The 18,128-nt window shown below is 52.4% G+C and carries 12 protein-coding genes; 1 reads left to right on the top strand and 11 read right to left on the bottom strand.

Annotated features, from left to right (window positions below; all coding sequences use genetic code 11):
* Positions 1 to 424: 424 nt before the first annotated feature.
* The 5 genes from gshA to H6F91_RS14390 form a co-directional block, all read right to left on the bottom strand.
* On the bottom strand, positions 425 to 1,576 hold the full coding sequence (gene gshA / locus H6F91_RS14410; protein WP_190775429.1) for a glutamate--cysteine ligase: 1,152 nt from the start codon (positions 1,574 to 1,576) through the stop codon (positions 425 to 427).
* A gap of 186 nt (positions 1,577 to 1,762) precedes the next feature.
* Positions 1,763 to 2,638 (bottom strand): DUF2993 domain-containing protein, encoded by an 876-nt coding sequence (locus H6F91_RS14405; protein WP_190775421.1) that lies wholly within the window; start codon positions 2,636 to 2,638, stop codon positions 1,763 to 1,765.
* Between the two features lie 112 nt (positions 2,639 to 2,750).
* Complete coding sequence (locus tag H6F91_RS14400) at positions 2,751 to 3,374, bottom strand: TetR/AcrR family transcriptional regulator (RefSeq protein ID WP_190775422.1); 624 nt, start codon at positions 3,372 to 3,374, stop codon at positions 2,751 to 2,753.
* A 216-nt stretch (positions 3,375 to 3,590) separates the two neighbouring features.
* Entirely contained in the window at positions 3,591 to 6,113 is a 2,523-nt protein-coding gene (locus H6F91_RS14395) for a bifunctional diguanylate cyclase/phosphodiesterase (RefSeq protein WP_190775423.1), read from the bottom strand.
* Positions 6,114 to 6,203: 90 nt separating this feature from the next.
* Positions 6,204 to 6,896: an N-acetylmannosamine-6-phosphate 2-epimerase gene (locus tag H6F91_RS14390; RefSeq protein ID WP_190775424.1), complete on the bottom strand. Its 693-nt coding sequence runs from the start codon at positions 6,894 to 6,896 to the stop codon at positions 6,204 to 6,206.
* Positions 6,897 to 7,276: 380 nt separating this feature from the next.
* Between H6F91_RS14390 and hemL the strand changes: the two genes are divergently transcribed.
* Positions 7,277 to 8,578: a glutamate-1-semialdehyde 2,1-aminomutase gene (gene hemL / locus H6F91_RS14385; protein WP_190775425.1), complete on the top strand. Its 1,302-nt coding sequence runs from the start codon at positions 7,277 to 7,279 to the stop codon at positions 8,576 to 8,578.
* A 192-nt stretch (positions 8,579 to 8,770) separates the two neighbouring features.
* On the opposite strand, the gene H6F91_RS27945 is transcribed toward hemL, so the two are convergent.
* The 6 genes from H6F91_RS27945 to H6F91_RS14355 all read right to left on the bottom strand — a co-directional run bounded on the left by H6F91_RS27945 (position 8,771) and on the right by H6F91_RS14355 (position 18,034).
* Positions 8,771 to 10,168 (bottom strand): calcium-binding protein, encoded by a 1,398-nt coding sequence (locus H6F91_RS27945; protein ID WP_190775426.1) that lies wholly within the window; start codon positions 10,166 to 10,168, stop codon positions 8,771 to 8,773.
* Positions 10,169 to 10,425: 257 nt separating this feature from the next.
* Positions 10,426 to 11,664: a S41 family peptidase gene (locus H6F91_RS14375; protein WP_190775427.1), complete on the bottom strand. Its 1,239-nt coding sequence runs from the start codon at positions 11,662 to 11,664 to the stop codon at positions 10,426 to 10,428.
* Positions 11,665 to 12,032: 368 nt separating this feature from the next.
* Positions 12,033 to 13,973, bottom strand: a complete 1,941-nt coding sequence (locus H6F91_RS14370) for an FAD-dependent oxidoreductase (protein ID WP_347280037.1) — start codon at positions 13,971 to 13,973, stop codon at positions 12,033 to 12,035.
* A gap of 408 nt (positions 13,974 to 14,381) precedes the next feature.
* A complete protein-coding gene (locus H6F91_RS14365; RefSeq protein WP_190774192.1) occupies positions 14,382 to 15,944 on the bottom strand; it encodes a PAS domain-containing sensor histidine kinase in 1,563 nt (520 codons plus the stop codon).
* A gap of 361 nt (positions 15,945 to 16,305) precedes the next feature.
* Positions 16,306 to 16,812 carry a hypothetical protein gene (locus tag H6F91_RS14360; RefSeq protein WP_190774191.1) on the bottom strand — a complete coding sequence of 169 codons (507 nt, stop codon included), beginning with the start codon at positions 16,810 to 16,812 and terminating at the stop codon, positions 16,306 to 16,308.
* 238 nt (positions 16,813 to 17,050) lie between these two features.
* Positions 17,051 to 18,034, bottom strand: a complete 984-nt coding sequence (locus H6F91_RS14355; RefSeq protein ID WP_190774190.1) for an aromatic ring-hydroxylating dioxygenase subunit alpha — start codon at positions 18,032 to 18,034, stop codon at positions 17,051 to 17,053.
* Positions 18,035 to 18,128 lie beyond the last annotated feature (94 nt).

Genomic DNA, 18,128 nt, shown 5'->3' with positions numbered 1-18,128 from the left:
GCAACGGTGTTGTGGGGCACGAGGTACCCCTCAACACCTTACTTAATCAACGCACACAGCGCTATAAAATTGGCAGTCCCTGCGGTTACCCCTTCAACCTCTATTTCTACTAAGACTTCTACCAACGTTCAGCTCAATAACCCCAGTTCCGGATAAACTGAAGTGCCCATCCTGGCACGAGTGAAGCGTACGCAAAAATAGACGTATTTGGACCTGAGTTCGGGTTAAGGGCGTTTTCGAGTGCCGCGCGTTGCGCGGCACTCGAAAACGCCCATTTTGGCGTGCGCTTTGCGCACGCCAAAATGAGCACTTCAGCTTATCCCGAACTGAGGTTATTTGGCAAAAGCCCAACCCCTAGGATAGGGGCTTTTCATAAAACGCTCCTATCCCAGGGGTTGCATTGGCACGATCGATTAATCTAATTTTAGGCAACCAGGGGAGCGCAAATATCGGCAGCTAAAGCATTCTCTTGAAGGGCAGTCTGCTCGATCGCTTGAATCACTACCTGGCGTGGGTCATACCCTTGCTCAACCTGCTTAAGCCAGCGCTGGGCTTCATTACCCTCCCGCAAAATTTTCTTGACGGGTTGCAGGAAGCAGCCAAATCCGTACCGACGAGCGGTTTCGTCCACCTCTTGCAGAATTTCTAATACCCAATCCCGAGCGAGGATTTTTGAGCCATCTTTCCAGTGGCGCAGCTCCGCATCCAGGCTGGCAGCGGCAGCAGCCGATTCATTTTCGTCGGTGAGGGTAATCAGGTCTTCAGCACGGGTGCTAGCCGGAAGTTGACTCAGCAGCAATGGGTCAAGCTCTGGTTGATTGAGCAGTTGTAACAACCGGGCTTCGAGAAGAGCAGAGATCGCTAACAGGGCAATTGGGTCACTGACCAGGTCACAAATCCGTAACTCCAGGCGGTTTAAGTTGTAGGGGCGGCGATCGCCATTCGGCCGAACGGATGACCACAGGTGCCGGACGTTTTGCATCGTACCCAGAGCCAGTTGTTCCTCCGTCCATCGAATAAAGTGAGCATGGCTCTCAAATAGGGGCACATGGGCGGGAGTTTTGGGGAAGACTTGCCAGCGACTTGAGTGGCTGCCCGTGGGTTGACTATTCAAAAAAGGCGAGGCAGCACTGAGGGCTAAGTATAACGGAGCCTCCAGCCGAACCAGCCGACAGGCGCGCATTAACTGCTCTGGATCGTCAATGCCGATATTAATGTGAACGCTAGCGGTGACAACAGTGGTGCCGTAGCTCTGCTCAATATAAGTGTGATAAGGATTTTGAGGGTCAGAACGGTAGAAGCGATCGCTCCCCCCCAAAGCCAGGGTACTGCCAGGGATTAGCGTATAGTCCCCTAACTCCTGCAAGAACTGGCGCAACCGCATACGCGGGCGGACCAGTTCACACAGTAATCGCTCATAGCGGTAGAGGGGGGGCGTGGTGTACTCGACATTACGGCTGTCGGGTTCTCGCACAAACCCGTCCAGAGATGCCACAATCTTGTCCGAAAACCCCACGATGTCACCCTGGGGCGTGCCGGTGTACATCTCAATTTCAAACCCTTTCGACAGCATAATAAAGCCTCTGGCAGGTCAGTATTTTCGAGCCATTTCATCTTCCCATAGACCGCTAATGGGCGATGGGTTGTTGATTATAGGTATGGAGAACAGCGATGGGACGTGGATAACAGACCACCCTTGCTAGTGCCCTTACGCTCAGCGAAAGAGCAGAAGATATCGTGCCCATTTCCATTACGTATTTCCTTATCCCGCTTCAATGCCATCCTCTGCGTACACATTAAAGCGTCCCCGGAAAATCAGACGGCCCTCCTCAAGGACTAAATCTTGCACTTGCACATCTGTCCCCAGTTCGACCGGATAGCCATCCAGATCATCCAGCGATAACCCCCGCTTAGCCCGCAGGCTCGTTAACCATTCCGGTTTTTCCAGCCGCAATCGACTGTCACCAATTACGGCCAGCCCTGTGCGAATGGCTAGAGGGAAGTTGGTTCCCTGGGCCGCTGATACGAGCTCGGCAGCGAGGGTTAGCTTGCCACCCCGCAACCGGGCAGTAAAGTTATCCAGAACAATAGGCTTTTTAGAATTTGGATCAACCAGATCGGGTGCAATCCCAGCTCGCAGTAGATGTCCCAGCACATCATTAAGCAGGGTCATCATCATGGGAGTCTGCAACGACTCATTTAAATCTTCTTCCGTCAGGATGGCTTCGCCCTGGACGGGAATGGTGCGAGAAAGCTGTAGCGGTTTCCCTCGCAGAATTTGTCGGAAATTTACCTGAATTCCTCGCCCCACCAGCCGTACCTGGCTCAAGGCCAACCCCTGGTATAAAACATTGCGACCTGTCAGAGTGAGACGCGGCACAATCCCCTGGAGAAGTTGGCGATCGCCCCCCTCAATCTCCACATGCAAGTCATCCACAGATTCCACTTGTGATCGCAGCCACAACCGCAAAGCTGGAGTCAGAATCCGACTAATGATATGGCTCTGTCGAGGTACAGGCAAATTCCGATCCGGATCAGCCCAGCCTGGATTCCCTCCCTCAGGGGCCGTGACAGGCGGAGCCTCATCATAATCATCGGTATACGAAGTATCAGGGGACGGTGATGGCTGCTGGGTCATAGAAACGATTGCACAGTGTCCCTGCATTATACAGGGGCGTTCTATCGCTACTTTAGCAACGGAACGGGGCAGATAGGTTTAGAGCACCCTAAACCCACCTACCCACCTCAAACTACCCCTCCGCTCCCGGAGCTAACACTCCATGCAGAAAAATACTGGCGAGATCCTCGGCCATCGCCTGCATCTCCTGGGGAGAAGCGTCAGCGGGCATGAGGGTATCGCGGCTGAAACCCGCAACTGTGAACATGCCAAGAAACACCTGGGCAACCGTGCGAGGATTCATGGGGCGATAAATGCCGCGGTCCATAGCCGTTTGAAAGAAGGCTTCGGCAACGTCCGACATCTTGGAGATGACCTCGACCTGAATGCGATCGCGCAGATCCGGGTGAAACTGCGCCTCCAGGAAGCAGACCCGCAGCATATCAGCGTTCTGGTGCAGGTTCAGCATGCGCTTGCGCATGACCTGGGCGATCGCCTTATAACTGCCCATTTCGCTTAGCTCAGTCAGCAGATCCGTCAGTAGCTCGACCCAGCCCTGGGTCACCACCTCCACCAAGATCGCCTTCTTGTTCTCAAAATGGCGGAACAGGGTGCCTTCCGCAACGCCTGCTTTTTCTGCCAGGTCGTGGGTTGTAGTGCCGTCAAACCCGCGCCGTGCAAAGAGCTGTTGAGCGGCTTTGAGGATGCGGGTGCGGGTTTCTTGCTCAGTCTGCGGTTGGCGATGATAGGTTCGCATGGCCCTGTCTCCCACCGTCTGGTGTCTAAAGGTTTAGGCAATGAAGCGTTACAAGAAATACAGAGAGCAACCCCCACTTCCGTTGCTGGGATTGAGAAGGAAGGCCGGTCAGTATTTGCCCATCATTGTCGTATGGGTGACTGGATAATCCGCAGAACCGTTACAGATGTTCAAACTTTTGGTGCTGGCAAAATCAACAAATTAGAGGGGTGGCAACTACGATCGCATAAATCGTTCATGCATCTGGCTTTCTCCAGCGTCCAGTAACGCTTCGACAGCTTCTGTTGCCAGGGGCTCTGAAAAGTGAAAACCCTGGCCGTATTCACATTGCAGTGCAACCAGTTGAGCCAGTTGCTTGGTCGTTTCGACCCCTTCAGCAATCACTTCAATGCCCAAATTCCAGGCCAGAGTCATGATCGTGCGGACGATCGCCAACTGTTCGGCATCCTGGTCTAGCTTGTTGACAAAGGAGCGATCGACCTTCAACGTATCGATGGGGAAGCGGTGCAGGTAGCTGAGGGAAGAATACCCCGTGCCGAAGTCATCAATGGAGAGTTTCACGCCCAGTTGCTTCAGTTGATTGAGCAGAGAAACCGCCAGTTCAGCATTTTCCATCAACATGCTTTCGGTTATTTCCAGATTCAGGCGGGTGGGGTTGAGGCCGGTTTCTGCCAAAACCGTTTGAATTTCGCCAACCAGATTGCCATCAAAGTGCTTGCTCGAAAGATTAACATGCATTGTTAACGGTTCCCCCAGGGGAAACCGACTCTGCCATTGGCACATTTGCCGACATGCCGCACGCAACGTCCACCGTTCCAGAGGACGAATCAGCTCGGTCTCCTCAGCAACGGGGATAAACGTGCCGGGAGGGATTTCGCCGCGTACGGGATGTTGCCACCGCAACAGAGCTTCAAACCCCACCAGGCGGAATGCTCGCAGGGAAATGATGGGCTGGTAATGGAGGAAGAGTTCCTGCCTTTCGACCGCTCGGCGCAGGTCGTTTTCCAGTTGCATCAGCACTACCACCTGCTGGTGCATGCCGGTATTGAATATTTCGTAACGGGCACGGCCCTGAGACTTGGCCCGATACATGGCGGTGTCGGCGTCGCGCAACAGATCTTCTGCAGCCCGGTAGTCGGCACTTCCCAAAGCCACCCCAATACTTGAGGTAATAAAGATCTCTTGATTCTCAATCGGAACGGGAGCTTCTAGAGCTCGTTGAATGCGCTCCGCTACCATCAGTGCGCTATTAAGGTCACGAATATTTTCTAATAGAACCACAAACTCATCCCCGCCTAGCCGGGCAACCGTGTCACCCGGCCGGATGCAGGCGATGAGGCGTTGGGCGATCGCCACCAACAAGACATCCCCCGCCATATGCCCCAAACTATCGTTGATCACCTTAAAGCGATCAATATCCAGAAACAGCACTGCATAGAGGTAGCGACTATTGCGGCGGGCCAACTCCACCGTATGCCGTAACCGATCCATCAGTAGAGCCCGGTTGGGTAGCCCAGTGAGAGTGTCGTGCAGGGCATCGTGCATCAACTGCGCTTCAATTTCTTTGCGATCCGTAATGTCTGTCAGCGATCCAGCTAATCGGGTTGCCCGACTGCTGCCATCTCGCACCGCCAGGCCTCGCGTCAGCACCCAGCGATAACTGCCGTTGTAGGCCCGCATGCGATGCTCATGCTCCAGATGGGATGTCATCCCTGCCAGGTGGGCATTGAGTTCGCGCTTAAAGTTAACCAGATCATCGGGGTGTACGCAGTCAAACCATGCTTCCAGGGAGTTGGGGAGGGTGTTATCTGAGTAGCCCAGGATGGCTTTCCAGCGTGGCGAAAAGTAGATTTCGTCGGTTTTCAGGTTCCAATCCCAAATCCCATCGTTAGCTCCTTGCACGGCCAGGGCATACCGTTCCTCACTTTCCCGAAGTGCCTCTTCGTGGCGTTTACGTTCGGTAACATCCTGAAATACCAGCACCGACCCCAGCATTTGCCCATTGTGCAGAATTGGGGTGCGGGTATATTCCACCAAAAAGCGGGTGCCATCCTGCCGGCAAAATTCTTCGGTGTCACTGTGGTAAAGCTCGCCAGACGGTAGAGTAAGGGGCGACGCATTCATCTGAGGCGTTCCCATCGGTAGGGCTCCCCCTCCCGGCAGAATGCGGTCGATAGATTGGCCCACCAGGTCTGGTACTGACCACCCCAGCATCCGTGCCGCCGCAGGATTCGCAAAGGTGATGCAACCTTGCAGGTCAAGGCCATAGATGCCTTCGCCAACAGCATTAAGGATGAGTTCGTCGGGCTGCGATCGCTCAACCCCTGAGAGCATCTGCTCCTGAAACAGGCCTAAATAATGATTGCGGTGTCCCTCTGCATCCAGAATGGGATACAGACTGAGGGCAATCCAGACCGTGCTGCCATCATACCGGGCAATCGGCATGGAGCTAGAAAAGGAATGCCCATTGGCGATCGCTTCCTCCAAACTTGCCCACGAGCCGCTGGTATCGCCCCCCCGTAGCACAGCCAGCGGTTGCTCCAACAAGGCCTCCAGGGAATGCCCGGTTAAAGTGGTGACGGCAGGATTGATAAAGCAAATGGGATAGTGCGGCGGTTGCGCCTCAAACAGCAGTACCCCCGTGTTTAAGTGGACAATCGCCGCTTCCATCCAGGGTAGAACTGAGTGGATTGGGGGAGGGGGGACGTTACTCGGATCTAGGGCTACGCTGCCACTCAACGCTTTGACTCCATGGGACGAGAGTTGGGGGAGAGTTCCTTAAAAATACACGTTTGCGACGGTAAAGCCCTGAAATGTTGAGCATCAACACTACGGTTGCTGTATCGCTTCGCAATAAGCACGCACCTGAAGGTCAATGCCCGTGATAGCAGTACCGACCACAACCACATCTGCTCCTAGCTGGAGAGCACGGTGGGCCATAGCCGGAGAGGCAATGCCTCCTTCACAAACCAAGGTGCAACCCCGAATCTGCTGAGCCATCGCGGTAAGAAGGTCAAATCCTGGGGGAGAGAGGTGCTGAGTTTCCTGGGTATAGCCGTAAAGGGTGGTGCCGATGAAGTCGGCTCCGGCGTTGGCAGCGGCGATCGCATTGTCCAGGGTATCGATATCCGCCATAACAGGTTTACCTAGGTCCTGATGGATCCGTTTAATCAAGTCTTGCAGGGTTTCGCCACCAGGGCGAGGGCGCTGGGTTGCATCAATAGCGATAATATCGGCTCCAGCAACGGCAACCGCCTGAGCCTGCTCAAACTGAGGCGTGATATAGACATCGTAACCAGGAAATTGGCATTTCCACAGGCCAATAATGGGCACGGTAACCCGCTCCCGAACGGCCTGAATATGGGCTGGTGTGTCCAGACGAACCCCAATCGCCCCCCGTTGAACGGCAGCCTGGGCGATCGCCGCAATAATATCTGGCTGATGCAAGGGCGAATCAGCAGGTGCCTGACAGGACACGACCAGACCATTGTGTAGATGCTTGAGTATGGATGCGATCGCCATAATTTAATTCTACTAACTCTTGCAAATTGTCTATCGTTAGGATTGTGGCATTTAATAAAACGGAATGGTTTTGGGGGAGGAACAGCGAGGCTGTTCCTCCCCCAAATGTAGGTTTGTAATCGTTAGGATGGCCATAGCTTCATCTAACAGAATGGTTCGTTGACCACTTCCGTTACCCTCATGGAATAATGAAGGATGGTTCTTACGGCCCCTACCCTTAACCGTGAGCGGCTTCCGGCCTTAGATGAGGTTGCTGCCCTGGCGACCCAAGGTGTTGGGCGACTCCGTTCCTTGTGGGGTCGGGTAAGTACCTCTCACCCTGGCCACTCTAAACTTCTTTTCAATCCGTACACTCGCAACAATATCAATAGGAGCCTATCTTGACGACCCACACCTCTTTGAAAACCACCCGTTCAGAAGAAATTTTTGCGGCTGCCCAAAACCTCATGCCCGGTGGCGTTAATTCCCCCGTACGGGCATTCCGTTCTGTGGGTGGCCAACCCATCGTATTTGATCGGGTTCAGGGTGCCTACGCCTGGGATGTGGATGGCAACCAGTATATTGACTACATCGGCACTTGGGGGCCAGCTATTTGCGGCCACGCTCATCCCGATGTCATTCAAGCTCTCCATACTGCTCTGGAGAAAGGCACGAGCTTTGGTGCCCCCAGCTATCAGGAAAACGTGCTGGCGGAGATGGTGATCGATGCCGTTCCCAGCATTGAAATGGTGCGCTTCGTCAACTCTGGCACCGAAGCCTGCATGGCCGTACTGCGGCTGATGCGGGCCTACACCGGTCGGATGAAGGTGATCAAATTTGAGGGCTGCTACCACGGTCACGCGGACATGTTCCTGGTGAAAGCCGGTTCCGGTGTTGCGACCCTGGGTCTGCCCGACTCGCCCGGTGTACCCAAGTCCACCACGGCTGACACCCTTACCGCTCCCTACAACGACCTGGAAGCCGTAAAAGCTCTGTTCGCTGAGCACCCTAATGAGATTGCCGGGGTTATCCTTGAGCCCGTTGTTGGTAATGCGGGCTTCATCCCCCCCGATGGCGGCTTCCTCGCGGGTCTACGGGAACTCACCCGTGAGCACGGTGCGCTCCTGGTGTTCGACGAAGTGATGACCGGCTTCCGCATTTCCTACGGCGGTGCTCAGGCCAAATTTGGCATCACCCCCGACCTCACCACCCTTGGCAAGGTCATCGGTGGCGGGCTGCCCGTAGGTGCTTATGGTGGCCGCAAGGACATTATGCAAATGGTGGCTCCCGCTGGCCCCATGTACCAGGCCGGTACTCTCTCCGGTAACCCCTTGGCCATGACCGCTGGCATCAAGACCCTGGAAATTCTCCAGCGCCCCGGTACTTATGACTATCTAGAGAAAATCACCACTCGCTTGGCCCAGGGCATGTTGGACGTCGCCAAGGAAACGGGCCACGCTGCCTGTGGTGGAGCGATTAGCGCCATGTTTGGCTTCTTCTTCACCGAAGGCCCCGTCCACAACTACGAAGATGCGAAGAAGTGCGACCTGCAAAAGTTCGCTCGCTTCCATCGCGGCATGTTGGAGCAAGGCGTTTATCTGGCTCCTTCTCAGTTTGAAGCAGGCTTCACTTCCCTGGCGCATACGGATGCGGATATCGATCGCACCCTGGAAGCCGCCCGTACCGTGCTGAGCAGCATCTAAGATCTGTTGATTATTTTTGCGTGCGTTCCGCTCAGGCAACAATAATCCTTCAGGAAATGGCTCAGTGCTGTACATTGAGCCATTTCTTTATCTGTATTGAGACAGGCACAGCATCATCAATCTTTTAGGAAATGGTTCAGTGCTGTGCACTGAACCATTTCTTTATCTGTATTAGGACAGGCACAGCATGATCTACGCAACAACTGCGAAGTTTGTTCGGCTCAGGGCCAAACCGTCCGCAAAATCGGCAAATCGTCCACCAATGCCAAAGCCTGCACCAGCCCGGTTCTCGTTGTAGTACAGTGAACCCGATGAGCGGATGTAGGTAAACAACGCGGTACTGCTTTGGGCCTGTTGTAGATTGCCGACGGTTGCGAAATTAGTGGCACTGAGAGCTGTGCCACTGAGGCGCGTAAAAGTGGTGCGATCGAGAACGACCGTATCAGTACCGCTGACAAAGTCGGTGACACGATCGATACCGATGGATGTGCGATTGAATCGGGTATTGATATCAAACACAAAGCGATCGCGTCCCCCCTGCCCAGTCAAAACATCAGTACCCGTGCCACCGTTCATGGTATCGTTTCCGGCCCCTCCAATTAGAGTGTCATTGCCACCCCGCCCGAGGATGAGATTGGCACGGATGTTTCCAACCAATCGGTTAGCGGCGTTGTTGCCAAAAATGTTGACGGGTAACTCAGCGCGAAAGATTCTAGCCCAGGGGTCAAAGGAGTGGGATGCATCATCGTCAGCAACAATCACCAGACGAGTTCCATCTGCATTAACTGCAATATTTGGGTTGTCTTCAAAACCATGGGTAATGTCATATTGTTGCCGTAGCCCAACTGGTGATCCGTTGGCTGCATATTCCTGAAATTTAATGCTCTCCGTTACATCATCTTCATAGGCAATAACGAAGCGCCCATCCCCAGTCATCGCAATTACAGGTTCATCCTGATCACCGAGGGAAATATCAACATTGATTTCTCCACTCAAGGCAGTCAGTTCGTTGTTAAAACGACGAAAATGAATATCGTCATCGTTAGCGCTATAGGCATGAGTCCATGTCACGACAATATTGCCATTGGCATCCATTGCCACATTGGAGAAGTCTTGAGCCAGTGCAGTATTTGTATTGGCTGTTGTGTATGTAAAGGCATTCGAAGAAATGCTGCTGGAAAGAGCAACCACAATGTCAGTATCGGTACTACCGCTAGGTCCCTCGCTCCAACTGACGACGAAGTCTGTAGGGGCTGCGGGGTCATTTGTCGTGCGGAAAGCCACAGAGGGTGCGAAAGCTGTGCCGTTGAAGTTGTTATTCAGGGGTATACTGGCTGTCTCGAAGGGATTGCCGTTGCTATCGTAGGCCCGATATCGTACCTGGGTGTTATTGTCGCCAGTAAACGCTTCGTCCGTCCATACCACGACAAAGGAGCCGTTGGCATGGACGGCGATCGCCGGATCTGATTGGTCTTGAGTCGGAAACTGGGTTGTATCGACATTAATATCAGAACCAATTTGGTTACCATTACTATCGAAGCGGCGCACAATGACATCTTGATCGCCGTTTACGTCACATTTAAAGATCAAACTCGTCTCTACAGAAATCTGCAGCGATCGCTGTTTAGATTGGCATACTCAAGTGTAGAAAAACCATTATTTATTAAGGCAAAAGGATAGGGCAACATGTTATACCTCCTATCCTTTTGCCTTAATAAATAATGGCTACACCTGTAAAATGCTATTGTCTGTCATCAGAACTTACGCATTTTTGTTGTGTGGTGTGTTTTGCACACCACACAACAAAAATTACCCAATTTAGTGGAGTCGCATAAGCTCTATGTATTTCAAGAAGCTGCTTCTAAAGCTTCAATAGCTTCCTGATACTGTGGGTCTTGAGCCGTACCAATTTCATCTGGATGGCTCATCAGTTCTTTCTGTTGTTCGTCGCTGAGAGGTACAACTTTGTCGGGGCTAATACCACGATGGTTAATATCCAGCCCGGATGGCGTGAAGTAATGAGCAATGGTTACGTTCAAACCGGAACCATCGGCGAGAGAGTTCACTGATTGCACCAAGGCTTTACCGAAGGTTTGGGTGCCGACGATAGAGGCGCGATGGTCATCCTTAAGGGCACCTGTGAGAATTTCACTGGCACTGGCAGAATGGCCATTCACCAGAACCGCTAGAGGTAAGTCGGTGAGAGCTGTATGGTTAGCGCGAACTTGCTCGGCATCGCCGTGACGATCGACTGTGCGCACGATGTCACCGTCATTAATCCACATGCGGGCGATCGCCACCCCCTGATCTAACCGCCCGCCGGGATTATCGCGTAAATCCAGCACAAACTCATCCACATTCTGCTGTTTGAGGCTTGTAATAGCGGCTCGCATTTCATCGGCAGAATGAGCGCTAAACTCACTCAGGCGGATATAGCCTACCCGATGATTATTTTCCTGATGTACGGCAGAAACAACTGCCGGAATCTGAATCCGGGCGCGGGTCAATGTGACGTCAAAGGGGCTCGTGTTTTCTCGTTGAACGGTGAGCGTTACCTGAGTGCCAGCTTCACCCCGAATCTGTTGGGCAGCATCCGCAACCGTCATACCTTCAGTAGTTCTGCCGTCAATTTTGACAATTTGATCGCCAGGTTTAAGACCCGCTGCGAGGGCGGGAGACTGGTCAATGGGTTTAACGACAGTTAATGCGTGATCAGGTGCTTCTGTGAGCTGCAAGCCAATGCCCACGAGTTCGCCTTGAGTTTGCTGCTCAAACGCTTGAAATTCCTGAGGAGTCATGAACCGGGTGTAGGGGTCATCGAGCTGCTTCAGGGCATCTCGCAAGGCATTGTAAGCCTCATCGGGGGAGGAATAGTTGCGATCCAGCAAGGAATAGCGCACTTCCTGCCAATCAACCTGATTAAAGTTGGGGTCAACATAATCGCGATTGACGATCTGCCATGCCTGATCAACAACCGCTTTGGGGCTGTCACGATACATGGCTCGTGCCGTTAGGGCACAAACAGAAACTCCGGAAAGGGCAATGGTGGAGGCTAAAACGACACGATGATGTAAGCGCAGCTTCATAAGTGAGGTGTGAAGGGATTCACGAAACGGATGCGAAGGCACGGACATAAGGAAATTTAGTTATAGAAAAGGCATAGCTGATTCAAGTTAGACGCTCTATGTGTCAGCTAAGTGACAAATGAATGTCTGCTGCGTGAAGACTCTATTACGCTGCATTAACTAACTTCGTGGGCGATGATAGCTTTGCCACCAGACGCACTCACACTCTTCGCCGTTTTGGTTAACACATCAGAAGGAAGCGCCCTTCTGATGTGTTAACCAAAATGGCTATTGCTATATGCAAATTCAATTGAGGAACCATAATGTGCAGTGGTGCAGGGCGCTGCGCTGCACCACTGCACATTATGGTTCCTCAATTGGAGGTCATATTACCACTCCAATCGCAACCCTTGTTTTACTAGATACGCCTGCACTTCAGATATGAGCCCGTTCGGAACAATATCCCCCGGGGTAAGCGTGGGAGATGTTTGCAGGTAGGCGGCGATCGCCCCTGCGGCCCCACCAACCGTCCATTCACCGTAATGAACGCGTGTTACTGCATTGACAATGTGCGTCACCGCAATGCTTTTGCCCCCAATGAGTAGATTGTCTACCCCTTGGGGAATCAGGCTTTCCAGGGGGATTTGGACCGGATGGATTTTAGTTTCGTGGGCCGGAGCAGTGCTAGCTTCTCCAGAGGGTTGCCAGTTGCGGTAGCGGCAGCCGTGCATATCGAGGTCATAGTGCGTGATGCCAATCTTGGTGGCACTGAAATCACGGCCTCCCGACATATCGCGTCGCAGGTCTGATTCCCGTATCATAAACTCCTCCTGGCCATAGGCCTTGCGCCCTAAAATCCGCCGTCCTTCACGGATGTAAGGCACCATGCTGAGACCGGATACCGTCCCCATTGGGCTATCCGCTCCCATTAAATAGGTCAATGGAAATTCAGGGTCAACCTGGGTTTCCAGGAGCCATTCGGCAAACAGGAGAGCATGGTCTTCCCCTTTGCGAAGTGCAATTTCCGAGATACCACCCAACCAATTTTGGCGTTGACCCGATGCATCCAATTGTTCATCAGTCAGAATGAGCGAAGGGTTCATCCAGTTCCAGTCATTCCCCTGATTCCAGTTCACCATGGTGACATCCCCCAGAACCGGCGTTGCGGTGAAGGGATCATTCCGCACGGAACTGACAATGCGCCTGTAATTGAAAAAGCTTTTCCCTGAGAACGTGGGCATGTTTTGCAGGTCATATTCCCGGCGGTGCTCATGCCGCCCATAAAGCGGCTGAACTTGACGCAGTTCGGAGTGGCTGGTTCCCCCGTCATCGTGGAGAGCAAGCGCAAACGGGTAGGTAAATGCCTGAGTACATTCTGGATTATCCAGAGATGCTGCATTGGCCTCCTGAGTAGTGGCCTTTGACTCTGACCCCAATCGATGGGGAATGCCTGCCCATCCCACCAGTTCTCCCGTATCCGTTGCATCAATCACCATCAACCGTTTACCTGAAAATGCCTCCAGGCGTAGCGGTATTTTTTCAAAGATGGCATCATCGGACCAGGAATACCAGTAAGCCAGCTCCTTGGAAAAGCGGCCTGCGGGCACGTAATCTGGACTGTGCGGCACCCGCCGGAGGGCATGGATAGCAATAATTTCTCGACCTGTGGCATCAAACGTTGCGCCTTTGAAGGCGATCGCCGTCTCCCATCGGCTTCCCGGAGCCTTTTTGGCAGCCGCTTCAAGCGCTTCTCGGGCCGCGATCGCTCCTGCTTTTGGCGGGAAACACAGCTTCCCGACCCAGCAGCTATTGCTTTCCTTCACTGTCCTGGATTCAGAGTGCTCTAACCATGCAGGCAAGTGTAGGGGCTGCTGGGCAATGCGCTGCTTAAATTTAAGCCAGCTTTGGGAGTGATTTTGCCGAGTTTGCATCGCCCGGGATTCGTCAATGGCCGAAACGCCTTGCGAACTAATCTGCCCACCCAGCCAGGGCGTGAGTTCGATGAGACAGGTGACAGCGCCCGCCTGCATCGCATGGGTAGCGGCAGCGATTCCTCCCAGAGAACCACCAATCACCACGACATCGCAGGCCCATACTTCCTCGGCTTCAGGTAGAGGAGAGAGCTGAGGTCTGCCGTTCTGGATGGCAGCAACAGGTTGAGCTTCCTGCTGCGAAACGACCTCTGTAGCTTCAGGTGGCTGAGAAGGGTTCCAGAAAACCGTCCCGGCTGTTAAGCCCAGGCTAAAGCAAGCGCAGGCCACCAGGCAGAGAGTTTTCCAGAGGGATCGTCGAGGGTGCGATCGCTTCCGGGCAGGTGAACGTTTTATCACGACTTCTTGACAAGGAGCGTCACCCAGAGTTTTAGCATGGAATTAGAATCATCGGTGGTATGTTGTGGCCATCCTCAAAATCTGTCCCAAAGCTTAGAAGGGTGATTTTTCTGTCGCGAAGCGACAGAAAAATCACCCTTCTAGTAATACTGGAGTTTGGACTAATTCTGTCTGCCGCGCAGCGAAACGTGCTCACAGAGCACGTTTCGCTGCGCGGCAGACTTTCGGGTTTCGCTTGGCTGAAATGCTTTCTACGCAAGCATTTCAGCCAAGCGAAACCCAATTTCGTTCAAAGTCGAGGTAATAAACGGCAGGAATCAAACCACCTCAAAGATGAGCAAGCTTAAGCTGTTGAGTACCTATGCTTCATCATGCCAATGGCAGGTGGAATGAACTACCAGGTTTTGGTTATTCAGGCCTTGTTGCTTCAGTTGAGGCCGGTAATGTGACTCGAAATAGGGTTCCAACATTGGGTGTACTTTCAACACGAATTTGGCCTTTGCACAGGTCAACACAGTTTTTAACAATAGCCAATCCCAGACCTGTCCCAGGGGTTGTTCCCACGTTATTACCCCGATAAAAGAAGTCAAAGAGGTGAGCCTGATCTTCGATGGGGATGCCAATTCCTTCGTCTTGAATGATGAACGTCAAGTTGTCTACATCTTGCTCAAGATCAAAGCGAATTAAGGTGCCCTGGGGGGAATATTTTGCAGCATTGGACAGCAGATTGGAAAGAATCCGCTGGAGCAGTTTTTGATCTAGAAACGCGTAAGGCCGGGTAATCTGGCTATCAAACGTAATCAGGTGTTCTCGGCCTACACTGTTTTGAATAGAGCTAGTCAGTGTGTGGCAAAATGTCACCACATCAAACCAGACTGGATAAACTTCCAGTCGGCCTCCTTCTGAACGGCCAATGAGCAAAATGTCGTCCAGCAATTGCGTCATGTGCTGCACCGTAGATTGAATCAGGTGCAATTGTTCCAGGCGTTCCTCCTCCGTCCAGGCGTGGCCGTAATGTTCCAGTAGTTCCGATGCCGACAGGATGGACGTGAGAGGTGTGCGAAACTCGTGGGAGGTCATGGATACGAAGCGCGATCGCATCTGGCTGACTTCGATCTGTTGCTGTAGAGTATTTTGCAGTTCAGTTTCAACCCGTTTGCGCTGATTGATGTCCCGTTGTACGGCAATCCAGTGGGTATAGCGCCCCTCCTGATTCATGACAGGAACCACACTCAACTCCACCCAGAATTCAGACCTGTCCTTGCGGTAGTTCAGCAATTCCACTACGGTCGCTTCCCAGTTATGCAGCGAAGTTCGCAGACGGGCCACGGTAGCCGGATCGGTATTGGGGCCTTGCAGCAGGCGGGGTGTCTTCCCCAGCACTTCCTCTGGCAAATACCCAGTAATCCGTGTAAAGGCAGGGTTGACATAGAGAATGCGAGGACCTGGCGACTCCAGGGGCTCCGCTTCTGTAATGAGGATGGAATCATTGGCGTGCACCACGACAGATTCTAGTAGGCGCAACCGTTCCTCTTGAAGCTGCTGTTCTGGACTATTGGCAGGGGGAGTTGGCAGCAGTGTTAGCAGGAAACTGCGATCGGGATAACCTGTGAGCTTCAGCCGTAGCGGCGGGGATTTTGAGTACCTGGATGCATTCAGGTTAATATCAGCGTTCGGTGTGAGTGGTTGATGGGGCGATCGCCAGGCCAGCTCCAATAACTGTTCCATTGTTTCCCGTTGCTCGGGTAACCACTGCTGCTGCTGACTCACAGTTTGTAAGAAATCGGACCAGGTAGGCTGCGTTTGTAGCCATTCTGAATCCAACTCCCAACGCTTAACCAGGGATTGATTAAAGCAAACCAGCCGCAGATCTGCCGAGAAGAAGGCGATCGCCTCGTCCAGTTGATCCAGTAGCCACGGAGCCAGCTCGGACAATGCCACCGGAGGAGACGCATGGGTGAATGAAGTCATGAGGAACCCGCGGAAAACCGATAGAAGTTCACAGCAGAGGCGCTGTAGCTTTGTATTATTCCGCTTTAGAATTCCGCAAACCGCAAAAATCTTAACATTGAGTAATCACTATTATGGGGTGCATTCCACTTTTGCAAATTTGGAAATCCACTTTTGTAAGTGAGGCGGGCGAAGCCCGCCTCACTTACAAAAGTGGGATGCACCCCTATTACAGCACTTTGCGCTTGAAACAAGCAGATTTTATATGACTCAAAAATGCAGAATTTACCTACTTTTTGTTGGATGTGGGCTGGTAAAGAGCCCATACCCAACAAAAATCATGCAGTCTATCAAGCTTGCGTATGCCTTGAACGAGTAGTGCCTACTTGGATGAGCGGCCCGATGATGCACTTCCTGAATCCGACTTCAGTGCTTGATCAAGAATGGTTCGGGCTTCCTCAGCTTGTTCCCGAGCCTCACGGTAACGCAAGTTTGCCTGAGCGAAGGTCTTGAGTACCTTAAACCCTTCCTTTAAGGTATTGACCTCGTCTTCTGTGACTTCCTCATCCGTAAATAGCTTGTCAATTTGGCCGCGGATTTCTAAAGCTTCGGAACGTGACGACTGCACCTTCAGCTTTAACGTTGCTAGATTGCTTAATACTTGAACCGCTTGGTTAATTGAATCTTCGGCAGCAGGATTCAACGGAACACTCTCCTTCACTTCAATAAATTGTTGAGGACTGAACCCATCAGAAAGATCGGTGGGCAACTGGCCGGTTTCCATCAACTCGATGAGCTGATCCATGGCCTTCTCGCGGGCCTTGGCCGAATCTTTGCCAGCCACTGTAAGAATAACCTCAGGGCTTTGGGCAAGGGTGTATTGAACCATAGGAGTTTCAGTCTTGGTATTTATGTACTAATACCTATACTATCTAAGTATACCGCCAGTTTCCTTCGCTTAGTACTATAGCGCTGCGCGGGTTGATTAAGTACGGTGGTGTGGGGCACTTCGTGCCCCACACCACCGTTGCTGTACTTCACGCACTTGCACATTGCTATAAAACTCGCTGGACGGGTTATTTTCCCGAGTGTAAGACGCACGGAAAAACAACCATTACAAGAAGTCTCTAGCTAAGCGGTTCAGCGATCGCTCCATAGGTTAACCCCAATTGCTTGAGCCATTTCCGATAGGCTAGAGAGCCGCGATCGCAGGGCAGATGAAACTCAAGCTGAAGATCCAGGGGTAGGCGTTTGGGGTTGTGGGTTTCCAGCAGGACAAAATCTTCAACAATCAGGTGGTCCTGGAATTTCTGTACTTCCTCAGTAGGCGTGTCGTGGGCATAGTTCATCGCAACCCACATCCATCCCACACACTCCTCCTCTTCAACGGGGGTGACGTGGAACAAAATTGCCAGGCAGTTGCCATTGGGTGTTTCTTTGCGGAAGTAAGCTGTGAGAGGCCGAAAAGCCCGGTAGTTGTAGGTCACAAACTCACCCTTTCCCTGCCCGTCAGGGTCAGGTTGCCAGACGCGCACATTATGCAACGCCACACCATCCTCGTCTGTTGAAACGGTGTAATCTTCGACGGCTGTTTGGGCGCGATCGCCTAATGTACCGGGATGCACAAAGGGAAAATGGGATACATCCAGGAAGTTTTCGATCGCACGCAAGCCACTGGTATGACAGTGATAGGGGCCACTGAGACAGAGCCGATAGCTGGGATCATTCCACTCTGAAAAAACCGGGATTTCCCTGACCGGTTCACCTAACGAGGCATAAATCAACCCATACTGTTCATGGGTTTTGAATGCCTTAACACAGGCCTGTTTGGGTGGCGTATAGCCAGGATGTGCCGGAGCTTCGATACATTGCCCTACATCATTAAATACCAGCCCATGATAGGGACAAACCACAGTATCGTTCACGACTTCCCCCCCTGACAGTCGTACACTGCGGTGGGGACAGCGATCTTGCCAAACCAAAACTTGAGAAGCTGTATTCCGCCAGATAACCAGATCGACACCCAGTAATTTAGCCTTCGTTAATGTACCGGGTTGTACATCTTCTGAACGGGCAACAACGTGCCAGTCATTTAATAAAACAGAATCCATAGGATATAAGAACAAGTAAAGGAAGGTGATGAACGCTGTATGGCGAGTAATACTATCGCTGATAAAGGGCGGATTATGAACTACTGATTACCAG

Origin of the sequence: Leptolyngbya sp. FACHB-8 (assembly GCF_014695575.1) — a bacterium.
Lineage (GTDB): Bacteria > Cyanobacteriota > Cyanobacteriia > Elainellales > Elainellaceae > Vacuolonema.
Note: the sequence above shows the minus strand (reverse complement) of the source record. Positions and strands in the feature narration are given on the sequence as shown.

What these genes read in the sequence shown, in the direction of transcription:
- H6F91_RS14405 (WP_190775421.1), bottom strand. Translation starts at nt 2,638, where the DNA reads ATGACCCAGCAGCCATCACCGTCCCCTGATACTTCGTATACCGATGAT.
- H6F91_RS14400 (WP_190775422.1), bottom strand. Translation starts at nt 3,374, where the DNA reads ATGCGAACCTATCATCGCCAACCGCAGACTGAGCAAGAAACCCGCACC.
- H6F91_RS14390 (WP_190775424.1), bottom strand. Translation starts at nt 6,896, where the DNA reads ATGGCGATCGCATCCATACTCAAGCATCTACACAATGGTCTGGTCGTG.
- H6F91_RS14375 (WP_190775427.1), bottom strand. Translation starts at nt 11,664, where the DNA reads ATGAAGCTGCGCTTACATCATCGTGTCGTTTTAGCCTCCACCATTGCC.
- H6F91_RS14365 (WP_190774192.1), bottom strand. Translation starts at nt 15,944, where the DNA reads ATGACTTCATTCACCCATGCGTCTCCTCCGGTGGCATTGTCCGAGCTG.
- H6F91_RS14360 (WP_190774191.1), bottom strand. Translation starts at nt 16,812, where the DNA reads ATGGTTCAATACACCCTTGCCCAAAGCCCTGAGGTTATTCTTACAGTG.
- H6F91_RS14355 (WP_190774190.1), bottom strand. Translation starts at nt 18,034, where the DNA reads ATGGATTCTGTTTTATTAAATGACTGGCACGTTGTTGCCCGTTCAGAA.